The organism is Anaerobacterium chartisolvens, assembly GCF_003337415.1.
GTDB classification, from domain to species: domain Bacteria; phylum Bacillota; class Clostridia; order Acetivibrionales; family DSM-27016; genus Anaerobacterium; species Anaerobacterium chartisolvens.
On the sequence record NZ_QPJT01000029.1, the window covers coordinates 21709 to 48687 of the forward strand.

Here is a 26979-nt window from a genome sequence, read left to right on the forward strand (position 1 = left end):
ATGCTGGCCAACAAAATTAAGCTTGTCAGGGACAGGATATGAAGTAAAATGGAGACTTATATTTATTTGAATCCTTCTGGAAAAAGAAGTATTAGGAAAGAGGAATTCGGAAAATTATGGCGAAATATACAAATAAGGCAGGGATAAAACAGCAATTGTCGCCTCATAAGCTGAGACACTTCCTATTTACATGGCTGAAGAAGCAGGGGGTAGACGATGCACTTATTCAGCCTTATTCGGGGCATGAGAGTAGGCAGGCTCTGGAGGTTTATTCAAAGCTGGCAATTACTGAGGCTCAAGAGAAGTATGATGAGGTTATGGGGAAGTTTCCAGTGTGAGTGTTGGGATTATGGCTATAATGGGAAGGTAGTGAACAATTGTTATATACTAAGCTAAATAATAAGGCATTGATATAGGGAAAGGGCGATTTTATGGATGTAAGTAGAGCACGTGAGGTCGATATTGGAATTTTAAAGTGGTTTCACAAAAGTTATAAAGCAACAGATATGGTAAGTGCATTAACATACAAAATTGGGCGATGTGATTTTGCATTGCAAGTTAAAGAATTACTTGATATTGAAAATTATTTGAAAGCAATACGTCAAGACTTTAGGAAAATATTTCTAGCAATAAAAGACATTGAAGATATTTACGCAAAGTATATACATGAAAAAGATAATACGCGATTACCTGAAAGTGAAACCGTAGCTATTTTTATTGAGTATATTTTTGCAAAATATAGAGTTATAATTGAATACACTTTAAAAATATTAGATATGCTTGTTAAATATAAAGGTGATAAGGTATCGGAACATGAACGGTTTAATATGAAACTAGACTATCTGAAAGCTTTAATTGAAAATGATAATAGACAGTATATTTTAAATTCAGAGTGGTTTCAGAGTATCAGGAAAACGAGAAATGCCATAATTCATAATGGTGCTACTTGTGTTGTGTTTAATGATAATAAAAATAAATTATTCCAAGTGTATAACTTGGAAGTAGACGAATTAGTTACCGATGGCGAGATGTATTTATATAATGGAAACTGTATTTATTTTAATTATTTTATCGTCCTAAATATAGCATATTTGGCTTATTTTATAGATTCGGTTTTTTCAGTAGTATTAGATAATATCGGATATAAGGAAAATCTAGATGCATTAGAGGCACCACTAATTAATTCTATGTTGAAAACAGTGTCCGATAAACAAGATTGCATTATAGGATGGATGGAAAAAATAATTAATCAATATGATGAGAATAAACAATTGTAGGATATATTCACTAACAAGTTTTCATCCAAATAATATCGAAATCAATAAAGTCCAACCGAACTTTCAATCATCCATATAATGGCAAATTCAGCAAACTTCTTATTTGGCTAATAATTGGAAGTTTAGAATATTTACAGTTATAGTAATAATGATAAGTTCGTATTATGGGCCTAATAGGAATTCTATATTGGTATAATTTAATCTGTCGAAGGTGGGATAATAGTGGAATTAGAATTGTTCCAAACCACAGTTAAAGAATACAAGCGTTTTACACAACAACTGCCAATAAATTATTCTAATGCAGTATTGAGCGATTTTCTCGATTCTATATACGTTGCTGCACAAACTCGGCTCATGTTGCTTCGTAAGTACACGCGAAAAGGTAGAGGCAATTTGTATTTAACTAATATTGTTACTGAGGCTATCCGCCGCTTCCCGGGACATTCAGATTATTTATCTGAGTTTCAGGCACGTTTTCAGCAATCCTGTGATCAGTCGCTCAATCACTCTCTCGCTGATGGCACGGAACGAACACTGGATGAATCCATAGATGATACGATGTACGGGCTTCACTTACACGCGGATGAAGAAAGGATTTATCGTATTGCTCAAGATAATGAGCTGCTCAGACTGTTTTGTGTCGTAACATTTGTAAAGGAAATCGAGGCTTTAGTCATTGAACTTTCCGATTTTTTTGAGGTGAACGGCGTGACCTGCATTGAAAAAGCGCACCACTTCCGCGCCCCAGTGATTCACCTTGAATCACAAGATTCAGACGCGAAAAATATCACAGGCTCACCTTTTTGGTGTAACCTAATCGGTTCTGATATAACCGAAGAAAGCACCGCAACCATTTTCACCACATTGCTCGAGCAATACACATTTGAAGAGAAGCAATTGTGGGCGACTGCTTGCGCTTTCACACAACTGCTTGCGCAGGAACAGTTTTCTTATGATGAAATGAAGCGACTTGTGTTTGAGCCGAATATCTACGACTGGGGTGATTTTTCCAAAGCCGTCGCTTATTACAAAGCCATTCCGTCGCCAGGGATGAGCTCTGTCATTCGGTACAACCAACAACGCGACACAGCGTATATCCATATATACCCTCGCGTAGAGAAGGGCTTTATCGTTGATTCTCCCCAAATTACTTCGGATGTCTACATGATCACACTTGTCAAAGATCAAAGGGTGGGTGAGTGGAGAGTTTTTGCCTTCGGAGGTCGCGTCGATCCGTTTATCCGTGACTGATTGTACATGTGCCCCTGTCACAACACCTTATCCACAATCTTCAAAATTGAAATCATAACCCCAAGCTTCGTTTAATATTTATAACCAACTACAACATGAAATTAGCGAGCTTCCCATTATCCATATAATACAAACCCAATACAGCCCACCCAAAACAAGGCCTTCAGTCCTCAAGCTGATTTTATATACATTTCAAACAAAAAAGGAGCTGATAACATGCTGGCCAACAAAATTAGGCTTGGCAGGGACAGGCTTGGCATAAACGACATGCACGTAAAGACCTTTCTCATAACCGGCTTTCCGGAGAAGGTCATACCGGGGATGCTGTACTTTATAACCCACGGTGAGCACACCGGCCCGGAAATAATAATAAACTATTTCCTGCACTTTAAGCCCTCAAAGCTCAAATTTGATTTCAAGATGAAGTCGAAGCTGCGGCGGCTGCAGAGGAACATCAATACCCGGCAATCGGGAGACATTGCGGAAACAGCGCGTTCAGAGGAGGTAAAGGCTCTGGACGCGTTGTTGTATTTAAGGGGCATACTAATTTTATTAGATCCACTTTTTAAATCGTAATAATAGTGCTTAAGGACAAAAAAGTTTGACCAAATTCGGATTCGCAAATGGATAGTTGAATCAACCATATGGATAACAATATTGCCGTATTGGATAAATAAACATATAAAATGGATAATAAATATTGCGACATGGATAGCTTTATGATATTATTTGTATGAAAGTGGGGATAATGAGATGAATCATTTTTCGGAAGTTATTAAAATAATTGATGGAGCTTTAAAAGCAGATAAAAAAAAAGTTGTAGATTATTCTACTCTTTTAGCAGGAAAACTAGAAAACGATGGAGAATTAGTAAAATGTCAAAGAATAAGTAAAATGCTAGAAAGATATAATTATATGCTAAACGAAAATATTAGTGTCAATAGCATAACTGCTGGTAATATAAAACAGTTACCATTTGACCAAGAATCTAAACTTGAATTGGCAGATATACTTTTACCGAACCAGATAGATGAAAGAAACTTAGTCCTTAGTGAGGAAACTGAGAAGCAAATTAAAGAAATTACTCTTGCTTATTTAAATAAGGATAAACTTGCTTCTTATGCATTAGATATGCCAATGACAATGATACTGTTTGGACCGCCAGGGTGCGGAAAGACGGAAATAGCATTAAGTGTTGCAAGGAAGCTTAATCTACCAATTATAATTGCAAGACTTGATACTTTAGTCTCTTCGTACCTAGGCAATACTGCAAAAAATATAAGATTTTTATTTGATTATGCTTCAAAAATTCCTTGTGTACTTTTTCTTGATGAGTTTGACGCAATAGCTAAACAGCGTGATGATATGCATGAAATGGGTGAATTGAAGCGAGTAGTTAACTCTCTATTACAAAATATTGATTCATTAAATAGTAAAAGCATTTTAATTGCAGCAACAAACCATGAACAAATGCTAGATGAAGCAATCTGGCGAAGATTTAATATTAGAGTTAATGTTGTTCTTCCAAATCATACATTGATTTATAAATATTTAGAACAAATAAGCAATGAAATTGGCCACTTATTAGATGCAAAATCAATGGATTTTTTATCATGTCTTTTCCAAGGTCAATCAGTTGCAGATATACAACAAATCGTAAAAAGATCTTTCAGGAGAGCTGTGTTAGAAAACAGATCGGCAGAACTTGCTGATTTTGTTGAACACTTTTTTGCATATGTTTATATTAATCAAGCAGTCCCTGATGACGCTGATTTATCAAGAAGAAAAAAGGTTGAATATTTATTAAAACATAATAGTGGCTTAAGCAATAGATTTCTTGGTGAAGTATTAAGATGCCATCACAATACTATAAAAAATGATCGAGAAAAAATTAAAAGTGAGGTTGATATACATGACTGATGAAAGATATTCCGCTAAAAAGGTCCGTTTTAGACAACGAGACTATCGTAACGATAAAGTACCAAGTTCTATTCCAGAACCAGCTAAATGGATATATGAAAACAAAAAAAATATATCTGATCATCTTAAAAAGCTTATGTTTCAAGTTAATCACCTTTTAAAAAACTATATACCCCAAAAAGTGGTACAAATGGGCGAAGAGGAAATTCCTGTTCCTGTAATTATTAGAATGCATGATAGAAAGCTTGCTAAAAGCCATAGGCCAGACTCAATATTAAATGAAATAGGTTCTAAGATTATTTCAATCCATGGTTTAGGAGAATATATTATTGGTGTATCAAGTAATACACTTGAAGAATTTTTCGATTTATTAAATAATCTTCTCCCCGAAATTCCAAGCCATAGAGAAAACTGGATATATAATAAAAATGATAAAAATGGAATACCTCGTCCTTCAATAATTTCTGAAAGATTAAATGAATACGAGTTATTACATGAGTTGACTTCAATAACGGATATTCTTGAATATTCTACTAAGGATGTTCTTATAGATATGACTACTACTAATTATTATGATGCAGAACAAGATGGCCAAATCAAAGTGCGTTTTTTCAATTATGGAAGCAACAAGTTAGATAATTTAGCTTTAACAAGTTTTATAAAGCAATTTCAGGATTTAGGAATAAGAAAAAGCAAAATCCAAAAGTTATCATATTCAAAAAAGTTTAATACTTATATAGTACCTTATATAAGTGAAAAAATAACAGCACAAATGGCTAACTTCCCGGGCGTAGAACATATATCCACATATCTAAAATTTCAAAACCTAACTACTAATCCTTCTCTTTCTGACAATAAAATTGATGTTATTACCCCTAAAGAAGGAGTTTCATATCCTAAGGTTGCAATTGTTGACTCCGGTATATCGCCAGATAATATATATTTGAAACCTTGGGTGACTCAGCAAGAATCCTTTGTTCTACAGGACAGGCAAAATAACTATCATGGGGATTTTATTGGAGGTTTGTTAGTTTACGGACATATTATAAACCCGGAATTAAAAGAAATTGTTGATAGTGGTGTCAAAATACTGGATATCGTAGTAATCCCTGATCCAGAAAAAGAAACTATTCGTGAGAATGAACTTATTGCATCGCTTATTGATGCATTAGATTTACATTCTGAAGACTATCGTGTATGGAATTTATCTTTAGGCACTAAGTGCCTTTGCGCTAGTATTGTTTCCGATTTTACTGCAGCAATGGATGAACTTCAGGATACATATAAAGTGATTTTTATTATGGCTGCAGGTAATTATGAGACTTTGAGAGACAATTGGCCTGTAAATGATTTCTTTGAAGATGATGAGGATAGAATTTGTATACCCGCGGATTCAGTTAGAGCTGTAACAGTTGGTTCAATTGCTATGATGCATGATGATAGTACGTTGGTAACAACAGGAAATATAGCCCCGTACTCTAGAAGAGGGCCAGGAGTCGGATTAAGTATTAAGCCTGAAGTAGTTCACTTTAGTGGTAATCCCCCAACATTCCCAATAAAATCGATAAATTCCGTTGGTAAAATCATTGGAGATTATGGAACAAGCTTCTCAACCCCCATGATATCAAGTATTTTAGCAGAATACTTTGAATTGTATCCAAATGAGTTGAGTTGTAATCTTGCTCGAGCTTTATTAGTCCATAGTGCCGTTCACCCAATTACAAACAAAAGAGTTAGTCTAGCAAATGATCATTATTTTTATGGTTTCGGTATCCCCAAAAGATTACAAAATGTTCTCTATGGAAATGAGCATGAAATAACGCTAATCTACGAAGGACGGTTAAACTACAGGGAAGGTATAAACTGGATTAAAGTTGCCGATTTTCCATTTCCTCAATCCCTTGAACTAGAGGATAAAAAAATTCGAGGAGAAATTATAGTTACAATTGCATATGAGCCGAATTTAATACCTTATTTAGGCAGTCAATATTGCAGATGTAACATTGACTTAAAATTACGCTCATTAGTAAACGGAACATTGAATACAATTTCTAAAGGCTGCTCAGCAAAAGAGATGGATGTTGAAGAACAATGGGAAAAAAACCAGATGACAAAATTACTGAAGTGGTCCTCAATAAAACAAATCTATTTTAGCAGCCTTCGAGGAACAAAAGGATCAAGTGAAATATCATTAGAATTATCACCAACTTGGAGAGATATAGATGAAAGACAAGAAATACCTTTTGCAGTTGTTATAACTATCAGAGATCCTAAGAAAATAGCACCAGTATATAGCGATGTTACTAAATTATTGCTACAATCATTTCAAAGTACAGACGTTAATATTAAGTATATACCTGTTAGAACAGGACTTATTAAAACAATTTAGGGGTTAAGTAAAAATGAATTTTAGTGTATTTGTTATTCGGATAATTTTACTTCTTTTACCAGGAATAATTGGAGCAAAGATATACAGAAAACTCAGAGGTAAACGCACAAAAAAAGACTGGGAAGATTATTCGGAAATATTTATTTTTTCTGTTGTAAGCTATGTTTTACTTGGTATTTTACAATCAGTGAATTTAGTCATCCATCCTTTTTCATTTTCATGTAAGTACTCAGCTATTACTGCTTTCAACGCTTTTGTGGATGAAAAAGCTGCAATTAATTGGGATGAAGTTTTATTTTCTGTAGTAATCGGGATTATTTTGGCTTACATAGCATCGTATATTTATAGGTTTAAAATTATTAATAGATTTGGACGCTTAATTAGCGCTACGAAGAGATATGGTGATGAAGATGTCTGGGATTACTTGCATAATATTCCTAATATAGAATGGATGGTGATACGAGATCACAAAATAAATATGTATTATTATTGTTGGATAAAAGTTTTTTCTGAAACTGATGAAAAAAGGGAACTGTTATTAGGAGATGTATCAGTTTATAATGCGGATGGACAGTTTTGTTATGATACAAAAGCTATGTATATCTCGAGAGAATATCATGACTTAACAATAGAATTTTTTGATACAGGTGACATACAAGATACCCAAATTACTGGAGAGGAGCGCGATCAAAGTGAGTAAAGATGCAAACCCAAAGGGTGAAAAGATTGTTAACTTTAGTATTTTGAATGAAAGTATGAGTAAAAAGGGCGGTCAAAATCCTCGGCCTTCAAATCCTAAACCTAATTTTTCACCTCCACCTCAAAAACCTAAGCAGTCTTAACACTCAAAATTTAATGACAAGAGTCACCACCAAATTGGTAGTGCAGATAGAGAGGCCTAAATACTACTCTAGGGAAATGTCAATGTGTCTGGGTGTTACGGCTATATCTATAATATCATCAGCAGAAGGGGATTGTAATAGACGTGCCAAACAGCAAAAAAGCAAGGTGTCCTTCTGGGAGTGCGTCAGATATTTGCTGCCCCGAGGAAAAGTAACAGCTCCTTAACTGTGCCTCTCGGCAAAAGATTGTAGCAATCAATAATGAGAATTTGGTTTAGAACGTTTGTAATAATCAAGTTTTTATAAAAAATATAAAATTGAGGTGAAACTAAGCCAATGAAGCAGGTTGCAAAATATATTTCAAGGAAAACATTGTTATACAAGACCGGTGTAGAATATGGTGATTATACTATAAATCATGTGCAGGGATGTTCGCACGGGTGCCAGTACCCATGTTATGCCTTTTTGCTTGCCAAGAGATTTGGCAAAGTGGGAACATATGAGGAATGGCTTGAGCCGCAAGTGGTTCATAACGCATTATCTTTATTAGGCAATGAAATTCCTAAACTAAAGTCAAAAATTCAATCGGTACATCTTTGTTTTACCACCGATCCATTTATGTTTGGATATTCTGAAATTAGCAAATTGAGCGTTGATATAATTAGATTACTCAATGAGGCGGGAATTAAATGCACTGCATTGACAAAGGGAATATTACCCGCAGAGCTTGCAGAACTGAGCAAGGAAAACGAATATGGTATTACCTTAATATCATTAAATGAAGATTACAGAAGAGAATATGAACCATATTCAGCTACCTACCAGCAGCGAATTTCAAGCCTTTATTATTTGCATAAAAAGGGATATAAGACCTGGGTAAGTATTGAGCCTTATCCTACACCCAATATAATAGATCAGAATTTTTCTGAAATATTGAACTCAGTTGCTTTTGCTGACAAAATTATTTTCGGGAGATTAAATTATAACCCGAAAGTCACACAGTACAAAAATTATAAGGACTTCTACAACACTTTAAGCGAACAGGTAATAGATTTTTGCCAGTCAAGAAACAAGGAATATCATATTAAAAATGGCACTATGACGGATAAAGGGAATAGAATTATAGCTGCAATATAGTAATGCTTTAGAAATGTTGCAAATTTTGAAATGCAGATCAGTTTATGTGGTCTGCATTTTGTTTTTATCTTGTATTTTTAAAATATTTTCAGGAGCGTAATTTAATATGAATAATATAAGGACACCGGCAAAGAAAAAAGCAAGGGAGCTTGCAAAATATCTAAGAGGTGAAAGGCCGGATTACTATTATCTTAAAGCATTGTTTAAGGAGCTGCGTACTGAGCTTGAGGTGCAGGTGCCGGGAAGCTCAAGGAAGCTGCCCTATGTTCCGACAGAGGATGAGCTGAAAAGGTACTATAATGCTGTATGGAGCTCCAGCAATTTTCAGGATATGCTGATAATAAAGACGCTGCTTTACACCGGGGCAAGGGTAAGCGAGCTTGCTAATATAAGGATTGATGAGATTGACTTCCAGAGCTGCAGGATCAGGATAACTCTCAGGGGAAGGGCAAGAAGGACAGGATGGTGCCGTTCCCGCAATCCTTCAAGGAGCTGCTTGCAATGCACCACAGGAGCATGAAGGAAAAGGGGGCCATATATTTATTTGAATCTTCTTGGAAAAAGAAGTATTCGGAAAGAGGAATTCGGAAAATTATGGCGAAATATACAAATAAGGCAGGTATAAAACAGCAATTGTCGCCTCATAAGCTGAGGCATTTCCTCTTTACATGGCTGAAGAAGCAGGGGGTAGACGATGCACTTATTCAGCCTTATTCAGGCCATGAGAGCAGGCAGGCTCTGGAGGTGTACTCAAAGCTGGCGATTACTGAGGCTCAGGAGAAGTATGATGAGGTTATAGGGAAGTTTCCGGTGTGAGGGTGGGGATTATGGCTATAATGCGAAGTTGGCTGATAAATAAAATCCAACATGGAGGCTCTTATGCAAGACATCAATTGGAATATGTTTAACCTTAAAAATCCTGATAAACGAATGGCTTTCCAAAATATGTGTAAACATTTATTTTGCAGAGAATTAAGTATCAGTGGATATGATTTACAAGCAAATTATAATAATGCTGGTTTGGAAGCAAAACCAGTACTTCATGATGGCAAATATTATGGGTTTCAGTGTAAATATGTAGAACTAGCAACGAACCCTAATAATTTTTACCGACAAATAAAAAAATCTTTAGATATTGCATATCGAATCTATAAAAGCCAGTTGGATGTTATTTATATATATTCCAATGCTGATATTCAACCCGACATTTCTGATAATGAGGCTTCTACTCAAAAAAGTGATACAAATCGACTCAAAATACAAGAAGATGCTCGTAAGAACGGTATAACAATAGAATGGAATACCAAAGACAGCCTAGAACTTATATTAAATGAGCCAAAAAATGATGATATTGCAACTTTTTATTTTTCAGAGAGTAGAGAACTAAATTTTTTAGACAGTTCTATTTCTATTGAGGATAAGACCTTCTTAAATTCAGAGGAATTTATTCCTTTGCCGATTAGAGAGCATACTGGCTATGATGATGTTATATGTCTTTTGCAAAAAAGATGTTGTGCTATAGTTCTTGGTGACGCTGGAACTGGTAAAACTTTAATGATGAAGAAATTCTTCTCTCACTTTAAGGATGATTTTTTAAAAAATTATTCAAATGCTATAACGGGAGCAACTATTTTCCCCGTATTCATAAGATTGCGGGAATGTATTAATGGAAATTTGGAAGATATTCTGCGGCAGCGATTAAGAGATTATAGAATTGACAAAACAGCGAATACATTTAAATACTTATACTTTCTTGATGGATTAGATGAAGTCTCAGCAAATTTCATTGATAATATCCTAAACTATGTTGAAACCGTAAAAGACTACGAGAACACACACGGAATTGTATTTTCATCAAGAAAAGACTCATTTAATTTAGTATTTATGTATAGACATTTTCCTGATATAAAAAAAATAGGACTATTACCACTAACTATAAAGTATATTGAAGACTATTTTAGGGCAAAAAAAGATGAAAATAAAATTAAAAAGCTCCAAGAATTAACAGGTAAAAACAGATCTTTGGTTGCTGACCTTAATGATATTTTTTCTATTAACCTTTTCTGGAATATGATAGAAAGAGTTGATGAAGCAACTACAAAAATTGATTTATGTGAACAAAGTGTCAATTACTTTCTAAATAAATACAATAAATTAAATGAGATAAGCCTACCAGAGCCCAAAACACAATATATTAAAGAGTTGTTCAGTGATATTGCGTATCATATGAGAACATCAAATTTGCTCAATATCAAGCTTCATAAATTACAATTATTAATACAAGGTAGATTTGACAGATTAACCTATGATGACACTAACAAAATTATTTATTGCTTTAGTGAATTATTTTTTGAAAAAGCGGATCATCAGGATCAAATGATATTTTCTTTCAGGCATAGAAGATTTCAGGAGTATTTTCTGTGTAAAAAAGTATTAGAAGTTTTTCCTAAACATCCCTGTGTTTTAAGAGAACTTCAGCTATTAAATGATAAAGATTTCATTTTAATGCTTTTTCTGAAATATGGAATAAAAGAAAGCATTGCAAATAGAAATATTTTATTAAATCTTGCTTTAAGATTCTTTGAAGCGTATTTAGGTTCAGATTACTGGGCTGGATATAAAGATAGCTATATTGGTATAAGAAGTGACTATGGGGTTGGGGGTGTAAATCCTTTTGAGCAGGATGAATTTATCAATGCTTTGGCAAGTCAGACAATAGAGAATATCTTTATACTTTTTGAGAGCCTTGGCATCAAGAAGGCTAATCTGAGCAATCCCAAAATTTTTTCTAAGCTAATAGTATTATTTCACAAAAAAAACAATATCAATGTATTTGATAATATGAGAAAACATTTTTCTTATAAGGAAGAAGAATTAGAAAAAATAAAGTTCAATTCTATATATGACATGTTGTATTTTAATAAATTTTTTTGTGAAAAAGATATTAGTTTAAAAGTATATGATGAAAGAATCAAGAAATTTAAAATAAATCCCAACACTGATTTTATGTCAATTGCAGATGAAGGTTGTCAGCATGTTTTATCCTTCTTTAATTATTTAATCGATTATAACATTCCATTCTTATGTACAATAATTAAAGAAATAGAAATTGAACATCTAGAACTTTTATGTTACCAGCTTCTGAGAAACGAGTATATTCATTTGATCGTTTCAGAAGAAACAGAAGTAACCAATTTAAAAAGTAGTATTGTCGCAAGAATTGAAAACAATGATAAAGATACATTCTTGCTAAATACTATTGTTTTTTATAATCTAGTGACGCATAAAGATTATGGTATTGAAACATTAAAAACGAGATTTGAAAAAGTCAACCAAAATAATTTACCAACATGGGAGAGAAATATTGAAGCTAACCAGTATATAGCTATCTTGCTCAAAAAGAATAAAACTATATATACTCCAAATTACAAATTTGGTATAGAAATTAAAAATATATCTATATCAGACAATTCATTAGATAGTATTTTGCAGAAAATTATTTCTGTTGTGAAGAATTACAATTTTTCAACTTATAATTGGTTCAAATATAAGAATTCAAACTTAATAGGAGCTATTTTAGCGACATATCCTTTTGTATTGGATGACATAAAAAAAGTTTTACACTTGTTATTTAAGTATGATAGTGTTGTGAGTATGCTTACTATTTTTTATAGTATTTTTAATATAAACCTTAATCTCTTTAAGCAGGTTGCAAATGAAGCTATTCTAAACAAAATCTACGAAGAATCGACCAAACAATTGTCTTATTACGATGATAACTCAAATGCAGAACATATGTTTTCGGCTATGTATGCTTATTTTAATACGGGTAAAAGCCATCAGCTACTTTTAAAAGGATTAAACAATTCTATCTGCCGACCAGCCTTTAGAGGAGAAGATTTGATTGATCATGTATTACCATACTGTCTTAGTTTATTTGCAGTAGATAATTGGTACAGTGAATATCAATTGGAAATATTTGCATCGCGAATATATGACATGCTAAAGATTATGTCTGATACTACTGATGGGGGCACAGATTTATCGCTTTTCAAAGAAGTTTTACTTGAATATATTCCTTCAAGTTCTCTTTTGAATGAAGATGAAATTTATAATACAAAAACAAAAAATATGGATAAAGAAACTGAGAATAGCAAAGGTGCAGTGGCTGGCTTACAGAAAAACAATTTAACTATGGAAAACATAGATCATTATTACAAATGCCGAATTGATGGGGCTGATTATAATTCCACAGAAACTTGGGAGAGCCTAATAAACTTTGAATTGGAAAACGATAAAGATTTAAATAATTTGTTTAGCGTTTTAATAGATAATCGTTATCCTGAGCCATATGGGGGTAAAGTAAATGAGGTATTCCCTTTAATTACTGCTGTTCTATTAAAGAACCCTAAAACCAAGCAGCGGATTATCGACTTTATAATATCGCAAGGAGGCAGGAGTGGTTTGGTCAATATGATTAAAGCATCCATGTACAACTCAGATATTGCCAGTGGAAAACGTTATTTTGAGGAATTACTTTTACTGTGCGAAATGATTGTTTACCCAATGAACGCAAGTTCTTTAAAGGCTGAAAAGAGAGTTGATTTAGTATCTGATATAATATCAAAAATAGAAAATAGCACGAAAGAAGATTGGTATATTAATGAAAACGATGAAAGAATATTGCGGTTAGACCCTAACATAAAAATTATATCAAGCGACTTTGATGAACGCAGACAATTTCATGAAGAATGGGCAATAAGATATTCAGATTCCCATGCTTATTTATACCAATATTATCTGTATTATAATTCAAGCTTAATAAAAAAATACAAATTGGTTTCTGTAGATGGGGGCAGAGCGACTTTACCCATTCCTCGTGCAGGAACAAATATTGTATCGAGAAAAGATTATAGGTTTGCGCTAATTATTAATGAGAGCAGGATATTAGAGTATGTTTATCGCTATGGGTTGATAGTTGAATGAATAAATACTGGAAAGGGAACTTATTATTTTTTACTCAGCTTCCCATTATAATAATGGGTTATGCGCTGCTCCAAGGATAAATAGAGGAGGATAAAGTGTAATGGAAACAATTAATCCATATCGGGAATTTGTCTCGAGCATCTCTGCTACCGAATTTGAAGAATATTGTTTAGAGGTGTTGAAGGCTTATGCTGAATCAGAATCTTTAAAAGATTTCTCCATAATCCATAATCAAAAAATTCAAACTGATGATGGAGATTATCAAATAGATATTTATGCTGATTTCATTGCATTATCAGTTCGTTTTAAAGTAATTGTAGAATGCAAACGCTATACACGACCAGTTGAACGTGAAAAAATTGTTGTTTTAGCCGATAAGGTGCGAAGCTTGGGAGGGCATAAAGGGATTTTGATCTCTACATCTGGCTTCCAGAGTGGTGCATCAGAATATGCGAAAAAGCATGGTATTGCACTATTGCAAATTTTTGATAAACACGTTATGCATATTCAAAATTCGCTACATCCTGAAATGAATCGCTTGTACATTGAACTTGTTCGTCAATCGCCTAAGTATTACGCATACCAATGGAATTATAGCTTATATGATTTTCCGGATAAACGAATTTATCCTTCAGAATCTATGAATTTAGATTTGCGTAAAAAAGTTTTAGAACATTTCAACATGAACGATTATGTTAAGCAGAATAGAAATAATTAGTTCATTAACATTCGCATTATCCATATAACACAAGCCTCACACAACCCACCCCAAAACAAGGCATTCAGCCCCCAAGCTGACCACCTTGTTTTTTTATATACATTCCAAACAAAAAGGAGATGATAACATGCTAGCCAACAAAATTAAGCTTGGCAGGGACAGGCTTGGCATAAACGACATGCACGTCAAGACCTTTCTCATAACCGGCTTCCCGGAGAAGGCCATACCGGGGATGCTGTACGTTATAACCCACGGTGAACACACCGGCCCGGAGATAATAATAAACTATTCCCTGCACTTCAAGCCCTCAAAGCTCAAATTTGATTTCAAAATGAAATCGAAGCTGCGGCGGCTGCAGAGAAACATCAACACCCGGCAATCGGGAGACATTGCGGAAACAGCGCGTTCAGAAGAGGTAAAGGCTCTGGACGCGCTGCTGTATTTAAGGGGCATACAGTCGGGGAGGTACGCCGATGTATGGCTTACCGTTACCATATCCTCCGACAGTGCCGCTGCATTTAAAAGCAGCATAGACGAATTCAAAAGCCAGATGGAGTTTAGGGACTACACCGTAAACGAACTGGAGCTGGAGCAGCACCGCGCTCTGGATGCCGCATGGCTCGGCGGAGGAGGCAGCACCCTGTTTGAACGCTACCACGGCAGGGTAATGGACCTTGACGCGGTATCGGCGCTGTACCCTTTTGTTGACGGCAGCATAAGCGACGGAAGGGGCTCATATATAGGCCACAGGATAAAGGATGCGACGGCAGTATACAAGGATTTTACTTACGGCTCGGACAACCAGAATATTATCGTCGTCGGCAGCTCCGATGAAGGGAAATCCACATGGATCAAGGGTGTGGTTATATCCCTGCTGCTGGAAGGCTACAAGGTGTACATATTTGATGTAGACGGTGAGTATTACCCCCTGTGCAAGCTGGTGGGCGGAACGTGGGTAGACTACACCATGGGCACCGGACTGTATGTTGACCCTACCTTTATTGAGCCGCCCATACTATCTGAAATTAACGGGCATTCATTGGACGAGGAAAGACTTGTAACGGCAAGAAATGCCGACAGTGCCCGGTATAACGAGGCGGTGACAAACACACGCGCCACAATAAGCCTGCTGTGCGACGACTTCAGCACAAAAAAGAAGAATGCGTTAGGACGTGCGCTCACGGAAATGTGGGAGGACGCAGGCATAATAAAATCAAGCCCGGATACATGGTCAAGCCGCAAAAGTGAGATAGGCCTGCACCAGTTGTACAGGAGGATAAAAGAAAACGGACAGAAAGGGGATGAGGGCGCGAAGGAGCTTGCGGAGGATTTATGGACGTACTTTGAAGGCCCCGACAGCGACTTGTTTGCAAGGGCGGAGTCGGGGGAATGGCTCAAGGAATCTCAGCTTGTTGTCTTCCATGTTGCCAGCTCGGCGGACAATATTGTGGATCAGAAGATGGGAGCTGTAAAGATAGTGTCCACTACACACATGACGTGGCAGCAGATTAAAAGGGACAGGATACTGGGTAACCACTTCTCGGCGGAGGTTTTCGACGAATGGCAAAGGCTGCGTAAAAACCCATATGCCAGAGCTCCAGTCTACAGGAGCATAACCACGGGACGCAAATTCAACGATCAGGCGATACTCGGTTTCAACGATCCTTCGGTGCTGTTTTCTCAGGAGGATGGGCAGGCACTCTGGGACAATACAAAATATAAGGTGTTATTCCGATTGGAGGAGAAATCAATAAGAAGGCTTGCTCAGGATGCCAGTATGCCGGACGAGGTTATACAGATGTGGCTTTCACTGCCCAAGTACAGCTTTGTATTCCGGCAGAGGAACGGGGGAAGGGACATATACGATGTGCTTAAGATGGAGCTGCCGGAGAGTGAGCTGCAGAAGATATCCAAAACAAGGGGACTTAAACAGGGGGGATGATTTGAAATGGAGGTAACAACAGCTCTTTCAGGTGCTGTTAAGAGGAAGGTTAAAAAGAAAATATGGCTTTGGTTGATAGGAGCCGGAATGCCGCTCCTTATTTTTTTGTCCATTGTACTGGCTGTCTGCATGTTCCCCTTGTTCATACTGGGCGGGGACAGCCTGTATTATTCACCCGGCTATGAGTATGACATGTACTACGGCAGCGAGTCGGGAGGGGCAGCCTTCAAGCTTACCGGGACGGGAGAATTCCTTTTCCCCATAAATACTCAGAAAATCGTCATAACCTCAGGCTTCGGAATGAGAATGCATCCCGTTCTGAAGGAGCGTAAGCTGCATACCGGCATAGACATTGCATGTGATACCGGAACGCCGGTGCTTGCTGTGAGCGGAGGTACCGTAAGCTTCGCCGGTGATGGAGGAGGCTATGGCAATCTGGTAATAATAGAGCATCCCGGAGGCTATAAAACCTATTACGCGCATTTGTCAGTAATCAGCATAAATAACGGCACTGTAATTTCCGCAGGCGAGCTTATAGGGAAGGCAGGCAATACTGGCTTTTCGACAGGCCCGCACCTGCACTTTGAGGTGAGGAAGGATGACAGTCCCATAGACCCCGCTCCCTTTCTGGGACTGGTGCAGGACATTCCGAACGTTCTTCCTGAAGAGCTTAAATATACTGAAATAGATGCACACAAGCTAAAGACATTTCTTGACGGCAGGGACTCAATGCTCTCCGATGAGCCGTATTTCTCCGCCATAATGGATTCGGCAAGGGAATACGATGTAAGCCCTGTGCTGCTGTTTGCCATCACAGGACAGGAGCAGAGCTTTGTCCCGCGTTCACATAAGGATGCAATCAAGATAGCAAATAACCCCTTTAACGTATTCCATAGCTGGCGTGAGTACAACACCGATATACGGGACAGCTCCAGAATAGCTGCCAGAACTGTTATAAACCTGAGCAAAAACAGGCCTGATGCATCCAACCCCATAGCGTGGATGAATACACGCGGAGGATCGGGAGGATACGCGGAAGATCCAAACTGGTGGGTGGGCGTATCAAAGATTTTTAACCAGCTCCGGCAGGTAGCCGCGCTATGACGGACGAAATTATTTCGTCTGTTTTTTTATCCCCAATGAGGGCCTTGCGGAGGTATTAGAAATGCCCTTAAAAGGCCCTGTCAATGCCTTAATTATAAAGGAATTATAGAGGAGGAACATGCAATATGACGGACAAATACATCTTCAGGGTAGACCCTGATATAGGACAGAAAAAGCCCGAAGACAGCAGAGATAAGAAAGTAAAGGCTATAAAGGTTTACTGCACCCGTGAGGATCATGAGAAATTCCAGAGGTATTGCGCCGACCAGAGAATATCATGCTCCGTATATCTGGGTAAGGTAATCCGCAGGCTGACACGCAAGATGGAATAACAGGGACTTAAGAGGGTTCTATAAAGGCCCTGTAAGGGTTCTGTGAGGGCCTTCTTAAGTCCCATCCAAAGATAATAAACCAGAGAGGACGTGAAAAGTAATGGGTTCTATAATGCTTGCTGCAGTGGTTATTACCGCAGCCTTTGTTGCCGGTAAATTTGCGGGCAAAACAGTAATGAACGGAGTACGTATCCTTGCGGTGGTGCTGGGCATCCTTGCCCTTGCCCGAAACTGGGACAGTACCGTGGTTCTTTTAGAAAGGTTCATTAATGAGCTGCTGCCCTACCTGTGGGGCAAGGCCGTAAGCTTTGTTAACTGGGCGATAAGAAACGCTGTTGATATATCTAATGACGCTGTAAAGGAAATTACAAAATAAACATGGAGGTATTGTTATGTTAAATATATTAAATCCCGAATTCTGGAGAAACACACTGTTTTCTTTAACCCTTGTCTTGGCAGCCGTTGTTGTGTTGCCTGAAATAACAGACTGGCTTATAAATGCCCCGTGGGAGGACAAAAAAGGCCAGAAGGGTAAAAGCAGCCGGGAGGACGCCGGCAGTCCCCGGCCATCATTTGCCCAATACGCTCTAAATACCTTAAAGAATACTGGCATAACATATGCCGTGCTTATGCTTCTGGGGCTTGCACTGCTCATTGCACGTAAGATATCCACAAACATTGATGCAGCAATAGCAAAGGGTACAATTGACATCCCTCGAATTGACCTTGCCATAAATATTTCCTTCCTGAACTACTATATTAAATTCTTCTGCACCTGGCTTGTGCTGTTATTAACTGTGGCAGCAGTATACATAGCCTTCAGGGTAGTATTGTCAGGGCTAAAAAATAAAGAGGTATTGCCTGAAGCACAGGACAAGCCTGTGGAGCCTGCCATTGAATTAATCGAAGGGCCGCTGAAGGAAGGCTGCCCTCCGTTATCCCTGCTGGACAAGTATTCACATGCACAGTCTGGGGCTCAGGACACGGGTATGAGGTCAAGGCTGCAGCAGTGCTTTGATGAATATGGGCTGAGCTTCCTGTCCATTGTAAAGGTTGAAACCGGCCCTACAATAACAAGGTTCACTGTTCGCATGGACACCTCCGGCAGGCTCGGTGCTGTACTTAAAATTGAAAAGGAAATGTCAATGTATCTGGGTGTTACAGCCATATCTATAATATCCTCAGCAGAGGGAGTTATAATAGACGTGCCAAATAGCAAAAAAAGCAAGGTAGCCTTCCGGGAAGTGCTTCAGATATTTGCGGGCCGGAAAAGCAGCGGCCCATTAAGCGTGCCTCTCGGCAAAACTGCCGTGGGAGAGCTGCAGGCCATAGCAATAAACGAGGCTCCTCACCTGCTGATAGCAGGGACAACCGGCTCAGGTAAAAGCGTATGCATAAACGAGATAATAGCCAGCATCCTGTTTACCTCCTCCCCCGATGAGGTGAGGTTTATATTTGTAGATCCCAAGGTTGTGGAAATGAGCTGCTACAACGGAATCCCTCACCTGCTTGCCCCGGTGGTTACAGACCCGGAGAAGGCTGCAAAAATGCTTGACTGGGCGGTGCAGGAAATGGAGAGTAGGTATAAAGAGCTGGCTGAGGCGGGAGTCAGGAATATAACGGCATACAATGAAAAGAAACGCAAGCAGGAAAACAGAATGCCTTTTATAGTAATAGTCATCGATGAGCTGGCCGACCTTATGGTAGTAGCAAAGAAGGGAAAGAACAAAAACGAAAACTCGGTGGAGGAGTCGATACAGCGGCTTGGACAGAAGGCCAGAGCGGCGGGGATACACCTTATTGTGGGAACGCAAAGACCCTCTGCGGATGTAATCACCGGCACAATAAAGACCAACATCCCTGCAAGAGTGGCGTTTACCACCTCCTCAGGGATAGACTCACGGATAATCTTAGGCGAAAACGGGGCAGAGAAGCTGCTGGGGAAGGGAGATGGCCTTCTGCTCACGATAGGCGCTCCAGTGAGGTTTCAGTCGGCATATATATCGGATCAGGAGGTAGAGCGCGTGGTTGAGTGGTGGAAGGGCAAAGGAACGGAGAATAAGGGGGAAATACTGGATTGGGATAATGTACGGGGGGAAGCTGATAGTTATACAGAGAGTGAAGCAGAAAGCAATAATGGCAGCTTAGACAGGCCTGAGGAGCTGCCAAAGAACTATGCACGGGATGATTATTACTCAAATATAAAACTGTATGTGGCTAAGCTTGCAGCCGGAGATGAAGAAGAGCTATACCTGCCGAGTACCAGGCAAATTGAAGAGGATCTGGGTATAAACCACAGGTATGTTATTGAAGGCTTACAAAAGCTTGTATCTGAAAAATGGATTGAAAAGGTGGGCAGCAGCCCAAGAACAATGAGGTATATGGTGACACTTTCTCAAGATGATGCAATGCTGGAGCTGGATAAAAATGCAGTGTAAATTTCCAGTTATTTAGCTTAAAAACTTTGGTTAAATTTTTTGGTTACAGAAATGATGTATCCCTGTTGTACCTAAAGGAAATCTTTAAATAACCAAAAAAATAACCAAAATCCGTAACCAAAAAAATGTGCTACAGATTTTCCAGTTTTCTAGCTGAGCGAGGAATTTATAATGTATACTAATGGAGTGTAAATAAATCCTGCTAATAGAAAGGGTAATCGGAAAGAGCAGGTGTGATTGTTGCCTTCATTCTTACAAAAGAGGGGAGAGAAGGCCTATGGATACATACCAGATTGTCTTTAATGATAGGATCGGGGATGTTTGTTCTGACGCTTATCTCCTTAATTATTGCGTTAGTAAAGGCAATAGCTAAGGAAAAAAAATAATCACCCTGCACTTCATTCACTGAAGTGCACCACAGGACGATTATTAAGAAATGAATACAACAAAATATCCTCCTTCTTTAAGTGATTGTTGTTTCCATGTTTTATAGCGGTTAGAGATTATCTCACTTATTATTTTATTTGGAATCTTTTTTTTATCATCTGATATCATTGTATCACATTCCTTCCAATAATAGTATAAAACATAAAGGGGTTTTTTGATTTTAAAAAAATTTTCCATAAAACCAATTATTTACTTTGTTCCGATATGAAAAATACTGCATACTAATAATACGAAGTATTAAGATTTTATCTATTTATTTTTATATAATATTTCATATAAAGTTGTCAATACTTTTTAAAGGAGGTCGAAGGAGATGTTAACAGTGGAAAAAAATTCAAAATATGCTTCAAATCCTTATGATGCTGCCCTTAAATGGTTTAAGGACAAAAATGGGGTGGATTTTTTTGAACTTTCTGAAAATAATGAAAAACGTAAAGAGTTTTATAAAAAAGGAAACTCTATAAAAAACCCAGATGAGGAAGAAATTCAAGATGTTTACAAACATACAATCGAAAAACATTATTAGGATTTTAAAAGTCTCTGAACATTTCAGAGGCTTTTTGCTTTTTCAGACTTCATCAAGCAATTCTTTCAGTTTTTGTGCAATTTCATGTGAAGTCATGTTTATTGTATTCATAGCCATTTTGCCTCCTATCTAAATTTGCAATATCTTTATCAAGCTGATTAACAGCAAATTGGGATTGCTCAACGCTCATAACTATACGTCCCTGCTTTGTTAAATATATAATGTAAATGATAATTTATTTTTTTATTCTTTTAGCAGTGAAATCAGTATGGTCAAACTCAAATTGATGATCTCTATTATTTTCACAATAACCGATAACATGTCCTGTTTCAAAGTTTTTGAAGAAATTAATTTTCCCATTGCATTCATCGCAATTTCCGGCAATTTTAATTCTAACTACTCTTCCATCATCAAGCTTTTTTAACCGAATGCTTACTAATTTAAAAGGCCTTAACCACGTAAATCCATGTGTTTTAGATAAATCTTTACAAATAGCATACAGATAGACACCAATACCACAAAGGACAATAGCAAAAGGCAAAATTATACTTGTAAATCCTAAATTTGTAGACTTAAAATTTATAAAGGAAGTTATAATTGTAATTAAGCTACCAATAAATCCAATAACCATAGCAAAAGTCGAAAATGTTTTTAATTTATCATACTTAATCCCCTTTCCCTTTACAGTATAGGTACAGGGGATTTTCCCTGACTCTCTGTTATTAATATGGTTTTCGATTTTTCCTATTCTTACTTTATTTCCACTACCAACTCCAATGCCGACACTTCCAGCGGTTATTTTTATTTCCTGTTGAACATCATTATTCAATGGTGCTGCACAGTTTGGGCAAAAATTCTTTTTTTCTTTAATTTCATCTCCACAGTTTGGGCAATTCATAATTAACCTCGCTTTTATAATTATTTTTTGATTTTTCTTTCCAACACCTTTATTTCTTCTTATAGTAAAGATCGACCTTCCACACCCTATCCCTTTTTCTGCAGCTCTATTTTAACGTCATACCCATATTCCTGAAACATATGGACTAAATTGGACCCGTCAATCAAGGTGATGGGCTTATCCTTTGAAAATTCGCGGGCATCATTCCCGTAATAGCTCGTTGTTACCAGAATCCCTTTAACAGCGCCTTCGTTTATCATGGTTCCATATAAATCTCTTACCGCTGATACAGAGACGACATTATTGTATCTTTTAGCCTGTATGACAAATTTTCCGCCACGGATAGGATCAGGATCAAAAGCGATAGCATCTACTCCTCCATCACGGCTGGCCTGAGTAACTTTTACCTCAGCGCCATCCTTTGAGAATATTTTTGAAAATAATTCCCTGACTAAATGCTCAAAATCCTCCCAGTCCATTGTTGCTAAATTATCTATGCTATTAATTCCCGCCAGCACTTCTTTGGACTCGACAAACCTGCTGTCTTCTCTGTTTATTTCCATTATAGGTTTTACAGGAGCCATTGCAGCAAGGGGGCCTGCGGTAAGACCTTTTAGGCTGCGAATACATTCTCGGGGACAGATTCTTGATAAATTAAATGATTGGAATACTTCCTTTGACACTTGGCACGAGATAATACATGAGGTAAATTCATTTCCTGTTGATTTATCTATTCCTTTTACCCATCCATTGAATACTACTGATTTAACAAAATTTGTATATACGGAATCAAATACCTTATGGATATTTACTAAAGCTATCTGAAATATAACTGATTCATAAAAAGTGTCAAGCTCTTTCTGCTTAATATATATAGGCTCTATGGTTTTACGGACTTGAACAAATTTATATCCATTTATTTTTGGAATATTATCAATGTCTGGCAACCAGTAAGAGAGTATTGCTGCACCACTTATAGGTTCAAATGCTATCTCTAAATCTTTATTGTTATCATAAGGAAAAACCGGCTTATATAAAACTAAACTTAAATATTTTTCAATAGCTTCAGGAATGCCATTTTCAAATTCGTTTCTGAAGCTATTAATTGAGTCATTATGCTCTTTTTGTTTTTGAAGGAAAACGCTTTTTTCATTTTCATACTGTGCTTGTGCTGAAGCTCTTCTGGAGTTGTATTCTTCTAAGCTTTTAGTATTTTCAGATAATATCTGATTTTTATATTTTTCATATTTTTTCATTTCTTCATTATAGGCTACTTTTACAGCTTCTTCAGCAGAAATTCTTTTTACCCTGAAATATGGAATTAAATTTTCTATAAATCTTTTGTCGGTAAGCCCCGCATTTTTCATATAGGTCTCTAAATCCATTGGTTCATGAGGAGTGATAGCTACCGGCACCTGCTCGTTAAAAATAAATTTCTTATTAAATGGCTTAGTATTATATAATGTGTGCCAATCTATTTTATTTTTGACGGACAAAGCTCTGGAGAGTATATTATTATATTCTTCAATAAAATCTTCAGACTCTTTTGTTTTTTCAAGAGCCTGTTCTTTTAAACGGTCTATTTGAGAAGTTGGCTTTAACATTGAATCTTCTCTTGTAAGAGGTGCTTCATGTTTACTATTAAGGCTGAAATTAGATTTATTGAGTTTTTTTTTGTCGTCCGTACGAACTGGAGACAAAGTGTGTTTACTGCCATTATATATTCTAACGATATTATTCCTCTGACGGCTTTCTTGAGGATGTTTGAATCTTTTATAGGCTATAAATCCGGCGGAGCCAGCAACTGCAGAAGTTAAAAGAATAGTCGCGGACTTTTCATCAAATTTATAAATAATTATAATTAAGGCTAATAACGATACTATTATATCTGTTTCATTGTGCCGGAATTTTTTTAGTCCAGGTAACCTCACAATAACAGGTCTGGATACAAAATAACAGAATAAGATTGCTACAGAATCTAGTAAGAACTTATTATGTACATTAGGGTATGCAAGTAAATATCTTAAGATAGCAGAAGTTATAACTAATGTAATAAAATATGCACCTATTTCTTTCAAAATATAGCTTCCTCCATAATACTATAAATAATATGAAATACGAGTTTTGCAGTTTGTGCTTTAATAATATACGAAAACTCACACATCTTAGCAAATTATACCATAAACTATAAGTCCCAGCAAACATGAATATTATCATATTCTGTCACTTATGCACTTCTTTTGTCGATGAACAATAAAATGCAACCATTTCTATTGATTTCCTTTGCAAGATAATATAAAATTTCAAATAAATATTAAAAACATAGAAGATGTTTGTAGAATGAGGTGAATAAAGATAGAATGAAAGATGGACTTATGCATATGCTTTGGAATGTCATATTTGTTAGCATACCCGAAGAAACCTTTTTGGTTTGTTTTATTTTAGTATTGCAAAAAAAGTTTGACTATCTAAACTTTTCTAATAAAATAATGTTCTCAAAATTTGCTGTTGCGATTTTAATTCCAGCTATACTTTCCAACATATTAAAATATTTTGGTATTGAGGGAAATAACGTGTTGCTCTTTTTTATACCTACTCTTATAATTTCTATGCTGATAATATATAAAGCAAATACAATTAGAAAGTTATTAGACTCAGTGGTAAGTACACTGATTGCTGTATTTGTGTGGATGACAATCGAATTTATGTACATGCCGATAGTTATTAATCTTATTAGTGCTACTGTGGTAGAAATAAATAGCTCGGTATTTTTGAATTTTTTATTAACAATACCCGAAAGGCTGCTTGAAATTTTAATAATTGCTTATTTCTTAAAAAGAAAGTTTAATGCATTTAAGATTGATATAATAAGAACTATTTCTAAAAGTAGAGCAATGACTATATTTTCTCTAATTTTATTATCAATTAACATATTTATTATTGGTCTTGGAGGTAAATTTATTATATTTGATAGATGCTTGGTATCTCTGGATATTGGTAAGCAATTATTTTTCATTATTGAAACACTTATAATCCCTATTTTTAACATGGTAATAATCTATGTGATAGTTTATAACATGAAATACAAGGAAATAGCTGAAAAAGTAGTAAAGCGAGATAATATAAATACAGTTATAGCAATTGTAGATTCATCATTAAACGAAGGTAAATATAAAGAAGCTTCGGCAGCTCTGGAAGATATTAAAACTATAATTTGATTAGTGGAGGGGTTAAAGTATGAAGGTTGTAAAAAGTGTATTACCATTTGTCTCACTTTTCTTAATTTTGATTTCAGCAGTTACTGTAAGCACTGCATCAGGGTGGATTTTTTATCAGCCCAAAGAGCCAAAGCAATTAAAAAAGCAGGCAAGAGCTTCTTAAAGCTCTTGTCTGCTTTTTAAAAAAGGATAATTTTATGATCTCTTTTGAGCCATCATCCCATCAATAAAAGCTTCTATTTTAGATAAATCTAAATTGTTTTCAGTTATCTTTTTTAGCACTCTTTGCAAAGAAGAATTGCTTGAATATTGGAAAAAATCAGAATCCAATAATTCTTGATTTAGACTGTTTAAATAATAAAAATAATCAGGGTCTTGACCCTCTGCCTTACATATCTGTAGTATCACTGATTTAGGTGGTTCTTTAATATTGCCTTCGTCATCTTTTTGGCCTTTTTCATAGGATTCCAATTGTAAGGCTGTAATAGGTATGTTTAATTTTTGCTGCAATTGCTCTGCAAATTCGGCATATGTTCTATTTCCCCTTAATTCAACCAGTTTATCTCTTTTAAATATGCTTTGATTTTCTCCCAATAAATCAGAGACAGAGACTCCTATAGCTTCCGCTATTTTTTGAGCAAGGGGCAATAAAGGTATTTTTTTACCCTTTTCAATTTCACTCATATAAGCAGTGGTGATACCGACAGCAGAAGCCAACTGATATGCCTTCATGCCTTTTAATATTCTAAACTTTTTAATATTAGATCCTAAGGTCATAGTTGTTCTGCTCCTAAATTTAGCTTAGCGTACAGCTAAATTTATTTTATTTGAAAATTAGCGTAATTGCAAGATATTTTGAGAAACATTAAAATATCTTGCAATAATTTAGCCATAAGCTACTTTGAAGAATTTTACATACTAGCCTCAAGCTAATATAATTAAAAGCATTAGGAGGTGAGTTTGTTGCTCAATATAAAAAGTATACGTCAACAAAAGAAACTTAGTCAAGTTGATTTAGCGGAATCGACAGGTCTATCTGCTGCGTATATACATGAACTTGAAAAGGGGAAAAAAACAAATCCTACTATTGATACATTAATAAAAATATCTCAAGCATTAGGTGTTCCAATAACGGCTTTATTTAAAGATTAATATAATAAATATCCCAATCCGAAGGGAGGTGACACAAACATGCAGCAGTTTTACACCCAGTCGCACGTAACAACGGTCTTTGTCCTTGGCATATTGCACGGCTTCTTAATGGGGGGGCCTGCTAATATCGCGGCTGAAGAGCAGGCCGAAGGCAGCAGCCGTAAAAAGCAAGATACCCAGTGCTGCAAACACTGAGTATCCAAGTAAATCAACAAAGCTATTAAATTCAAGGGCTGTATAAACCCTGTACTTCTACTGTAATTATACAAAAGATATTACTGGAAATCAATAGGCAAAATGGCATGACTGCACCTTGACAAAGAAAGCTGTAATTCCCGGATACGAAAGGCAAAAGGGGTACAGCAGCATAAAACAAAGAAAGCCCTTGTATCGGGGCAGCAT

General features: G+C 36.4%; 26 protein-coding genes. 23 read left to right on the forward strand and 3 right to left on the reverse strand.

Translation table 11 applies throughout. From position 1 onward, the window contains the following. Nucleotides 1-104: 104 nt before the first annotated feature. The 19 genes from DFR58_RS18390 (at nucleotide 105) to DFR58_RS18475 (ending at nucleotide 21309) form a co-directional block, all read left to right on the forward strand. Complete coding sequence (locus DFR58_RS18390) at nucleotides 105-338, forward strand: tyrosine-type recombinase/integrase (protein WP_341457413.1); 234 nt, start codon at nucleotides 105-107, stop codon at nucleotides 336-338. A 93-nt stretch (nucleotides 339-431) separates the two neighbouring features. Beyond that, nucleotides 432-1277: a hypothetical protein gene (locus tag DFR58_RS18395; RefSeq protein WP_114299463.1), complete on the forward strand. Its 846-nt coding sequence runs from the start codon at nucleotides 432-434 to the stop codon at nucleotides 1275-1277. A gap of 222 nt (nucleotides 1278-1499) precedes the next feature. Then, nucleotides 1500-2528 carry a hypothetical protein gene (locus DFR58_RS18400; RefSeq protein WP_114299465.1) on the forward strand — a complete coding sequence of 343 codons (1029 nt, stop codon included), beginning with the start codon at nucleotides 1500-1502 and terminating at the stop codon, nucleotides 2526-2528. A 216-nt stretch (nucleotides 2529-2744) separates the two neighbouring features. After that, on the forward strand, nucleotides 2745-3104 hold the full coding sequence (locus tag DFR58_RS18405) for a hypothetical protein (protein ID WP_114299467.1): 360 nt from the start codon (nucleotides 2745-2747) through the stop codon (nucleotides 3102-3104). A 177-nt stretch (nucleotides 3105-3281) separates the two neighbouring features. Continuing rightward, entirely contained in the window at nucleotides 3282-4448 is a 1167-nt protein-coding gene (locus tag DFR58_RS18410) for an AAA family ATPase (RefSeq protein ID WP_114299469.1), read from the forward strand. After that, nucleotides 4441-6837, forward strand: a complete 2397-nt coding sequence (locus DFR58_RS18415) for a S8 family peptidase (protein ID WP_170138224.1) — start codon at nucleotides 4441-4443, stop codon at nucleotides 6835-6837. The genes DFR58_RS18410 and DFR58_RS18415 overlap by 8 nt, the downstream gene beginning before the upstream one ends. A 13-nt stretch (nucleotides 6838-6850) precedes the next feature. Further along, nucleotides 6851-7537, forward strand: a complete 687-nt coding sequence (locus DFR58_RS18420) for a DUF6338 family protein (protein ID WP_114299473.1) — start codon at nucleotides 6851-6853, stop codon at nucleotides 7535-7537. 478 nt (nucleotides 7538-8015) lie between these two features. Further along, on the forward strand, nucleotides 8016-8816 hold the full coding sequence (locus DFR58_RS18425) for a radical SAM protein (RefSeq protein WP_114299475.1): 801 nt from the start codon (nucleotides 8016-8018) through the stop codon (nucleotides 8814-8816). 106 nt (nucleotides 8817-8922) lie between these two features. Continuing rightward, the gene (locus DFR58_RS22545; RefSeq protein WP_278278822.1) at nucleotides 8923-9336 is read left to right on the forward strand and encodes a site-specific integrase; all 414 of its coding nucleotides are present in this window, start codon (nucleotides 8923-8925) and stop codon (nucleotides 9334-9336) included. Further along, nucleotides 9279-9632 (forward strand): tyrosine-type recombinase/integrase, encoded by a 354-nt coding sequence (locus tag DFR58_RS18430; RefSeq protein ID WP_278278823.1) that lies wholly within the window; start codon nucleotides 9279-9281, stop codon nucleotides 9630-9632. The genes DFR58_RS22545 and DFR58_RS18430 overlap by 58 nt, the downstream gene beginning before the upstream one ends. 63 nt (nucleotides 9633-9695) lie before the next feature. Beyond that, entirely contained in the window at nucleotides 9696-13802 is a 4107-nt protein-coding gene (locus tag DFR58_RS18435; protein WP_114299477.1) for an NACHT domain-containing protein, read from the forward strand. A 100-nt stretch (nucleotides 13803-13902) separates the two neighbouring features. After that, nucleotides 13903-14520: a restriction endonuclease gene (locus tag DFR58_RS18440; protein WP_114299479.1), complete on the forward strand. Its 618-nt coding sequence runs from the start codon at nucleotides 13903-13905 to the stop codon at nucleotides 14518-14520. A 127-nt stretch (nucleotides 14521-14647) separates the two neighbouring features. Beyond that, nucleotides 14648-16462 (forward strand): VirB4 family type IV secretion system protein, encoded by a 1815-nt coding sequence (locus DFR58_RS18445; RefSeq protein ID WP_114299481.1) that lies wholly within the window; start codon nucleotides 14648-14650, stop codon nucleotides 16460-16462. Nucleotides 16463-16468: 6 nt separating this feature from the next. Beyond that, the gene (locus DFR58_RS18450; protein ID WP_114299483.1) at nucleotides 16469-17566 is read left to right on the forward strand and encodes a M23 family metallopeptidase; all 1098 of its coding nucleotides are present in this window, start codon (nucleotides 16469-16471) and stop codon (nucleotides 17564-17566) included. Between the two features lie 125 nt (nucleotides 17567-17691). Further along, a complete protein-coding gene (locus tag DFR58_RS18455; RefSeq protein ID WP_114299485.1) occupies nucleotides 17692-17898 on the forward strand; it encodes a hypothetical protein in 207 nt (68 codons plus the stop codon). Nucleotides 17899-17998: 100 nt separating this feature from the next. After that, nucleotides 17999-18274, forward strand: coding sequence for a hypothetical protein (locus DFR58_RS18460; RefSeq protein ID WP_114299487.1), 276 nt, complete (start codon nucleotides 17999-18001; stop codon nucleotides 18272-18274). Nucleotides 18275-18290: 16 nt separating this feature from the next. Then, the gene (locus DFR58_RS22240; protein ID WP_114299489.1) at nucleotides 18291-20336 is read left to right on the forward strand and encodes a DNA translocase FtsK; all 2046 of its coding nucleotides are present in this window, start codon (nucleotides 18291-18293) and stop codon (nucleotides 20334-20336) included. 302 nt (nucleotides 20337-20638) lie between these two features. Continuing rightward, nucleotides 20639-20722: a putative holin-like toxin gene (locus tag DFR58_RS22640; RefSeq protein ID WP_423230847.1), complete on the forward strand. Its 84-nt coding sequence runs from the start codon at nucleotides 20639-20641 to the stop codon at nucleotides 20720-20722. Between the two features lie 374 nt (nucleotides 20723-21096). Next, nucleotides 21097-21309 (forward strand): hypothetical protein, encoded by a 213-nt coding sequence (locus DFR58_RS18475; protein WP_114299493.1) that lies wholly within the window; start codon nucleotides 21097-21099, stop codon nucleotides 21307-21309. Nucleotides 21310-21544: 235 nt separating this feature from the next. Here the strand turns inward: DFR58_RS18475 and DFR58_RS18480 are convergent, their stop codons facing one another. After that, a complete protein-coding gene (locus DFR58_RS18480) occupies nucleotides 21545-22207 on the reverse strand; it encodes a zinc-ribbon domain-containing protein (RefSeq protein WP_114299495.1) in 663 nt (220 codons plus the stop codon). Nucleotides 22208-22293: 86 nt separating this feature from the next. Continuing rightward, on the reverse strand, nucleotides 22294-24285 hold the full coding sequence (locus tag DFR58_RS18485) for a restriction endonuclease (RefSeq protein WP_147273211.1): 1992 nt from the start codon (nucleotides 24283-24285) through the stop codon (nucleotides 22294-22296). A gap of 282 nt (nucleotides 24286-24567) precedes the next feature. Here DFR58_RS18485 and DFR58_RS18495 point away from each other — a divergent pair, with 282 nt between their 5' ends. Both DFR58_RS18495 and DFR58_RS18500 read left to right on the forward strand, forming a co-directional pair. Next, on the forward strand, nucleotides 24568-25425 hold the full coding sequence (locus DFR58_RS18495) for a hypothetical protein (RefSeq protein ID WP_114299501.1): 858 nt from the start codon (nucleotides 24568-24570) through the stop codon (nucleotides 25423-25425). A gap of 19 nt (nucleotides 25426-25444) precedes the next feature. Continuing rightward, nucleotides 25445-25588, forward strand: a complete 144-nt coding sequence (locus DFR58_RS18500; RefSeq protein WP_114299503.1) for a cyclic lactone autoinducer peptide — start codon at nucleotides 25445-25447, stop codon at nucleotides 25586-25588. A 32-nt stretch (nucleotides 25589-25620) separates the two neighbouring features. Here DFR58_RS18500 and DFR58_RS18505 read toward each other — a convergent pair whose 3' ends face one another. Beyond that, the gene (locus tag DFR58_RS18505; RefSeq protein WP_114299505.1) at nucleotides 25621-26202 is read right to left on the reverse strand and encodes a helix-turn-helix domain-containing protein; all 582 of its coding nucleotides are present in this window, start codon (nucleotides 26200-26202) and stop codon (nucleotides 25621-25623) included. 186 nt (nucleotides 26203-26388) lie between these two features. On the opposite strand from DFR58_RS18505, the gene DFR58_RS18510 reads away from it, so the two are divergent. Both DFR58_RS18510 and DFR58_RS21975 read left to right on the forward strand, forming a co-directional pair. Further along, nucleotides 26389-26577: a helix-turn-helix domain-containing protein gene (locus DFR58_RS18510; protein ID WP_114299507.1), complete on the forward strand. Its 189-nt coding sequence runs from the start codon at nucleotides 26389-26391 to the stop codon at nucleotides 26575-26577. 39 nt (nucleotides 26578-26616) lie between these two features. Further along, nucleotides 26617-26772, forward strand: a complete 156-nt coding sequence (locus DFR58_RS21975; protein WP_170138225.1) for a hypothetical protein — start codon at nucleotides 26617-26619, stop codon at nucleotides 26770-26772. Nucleotides 26773-26979 lie beyond the last annotated feature (207 nt).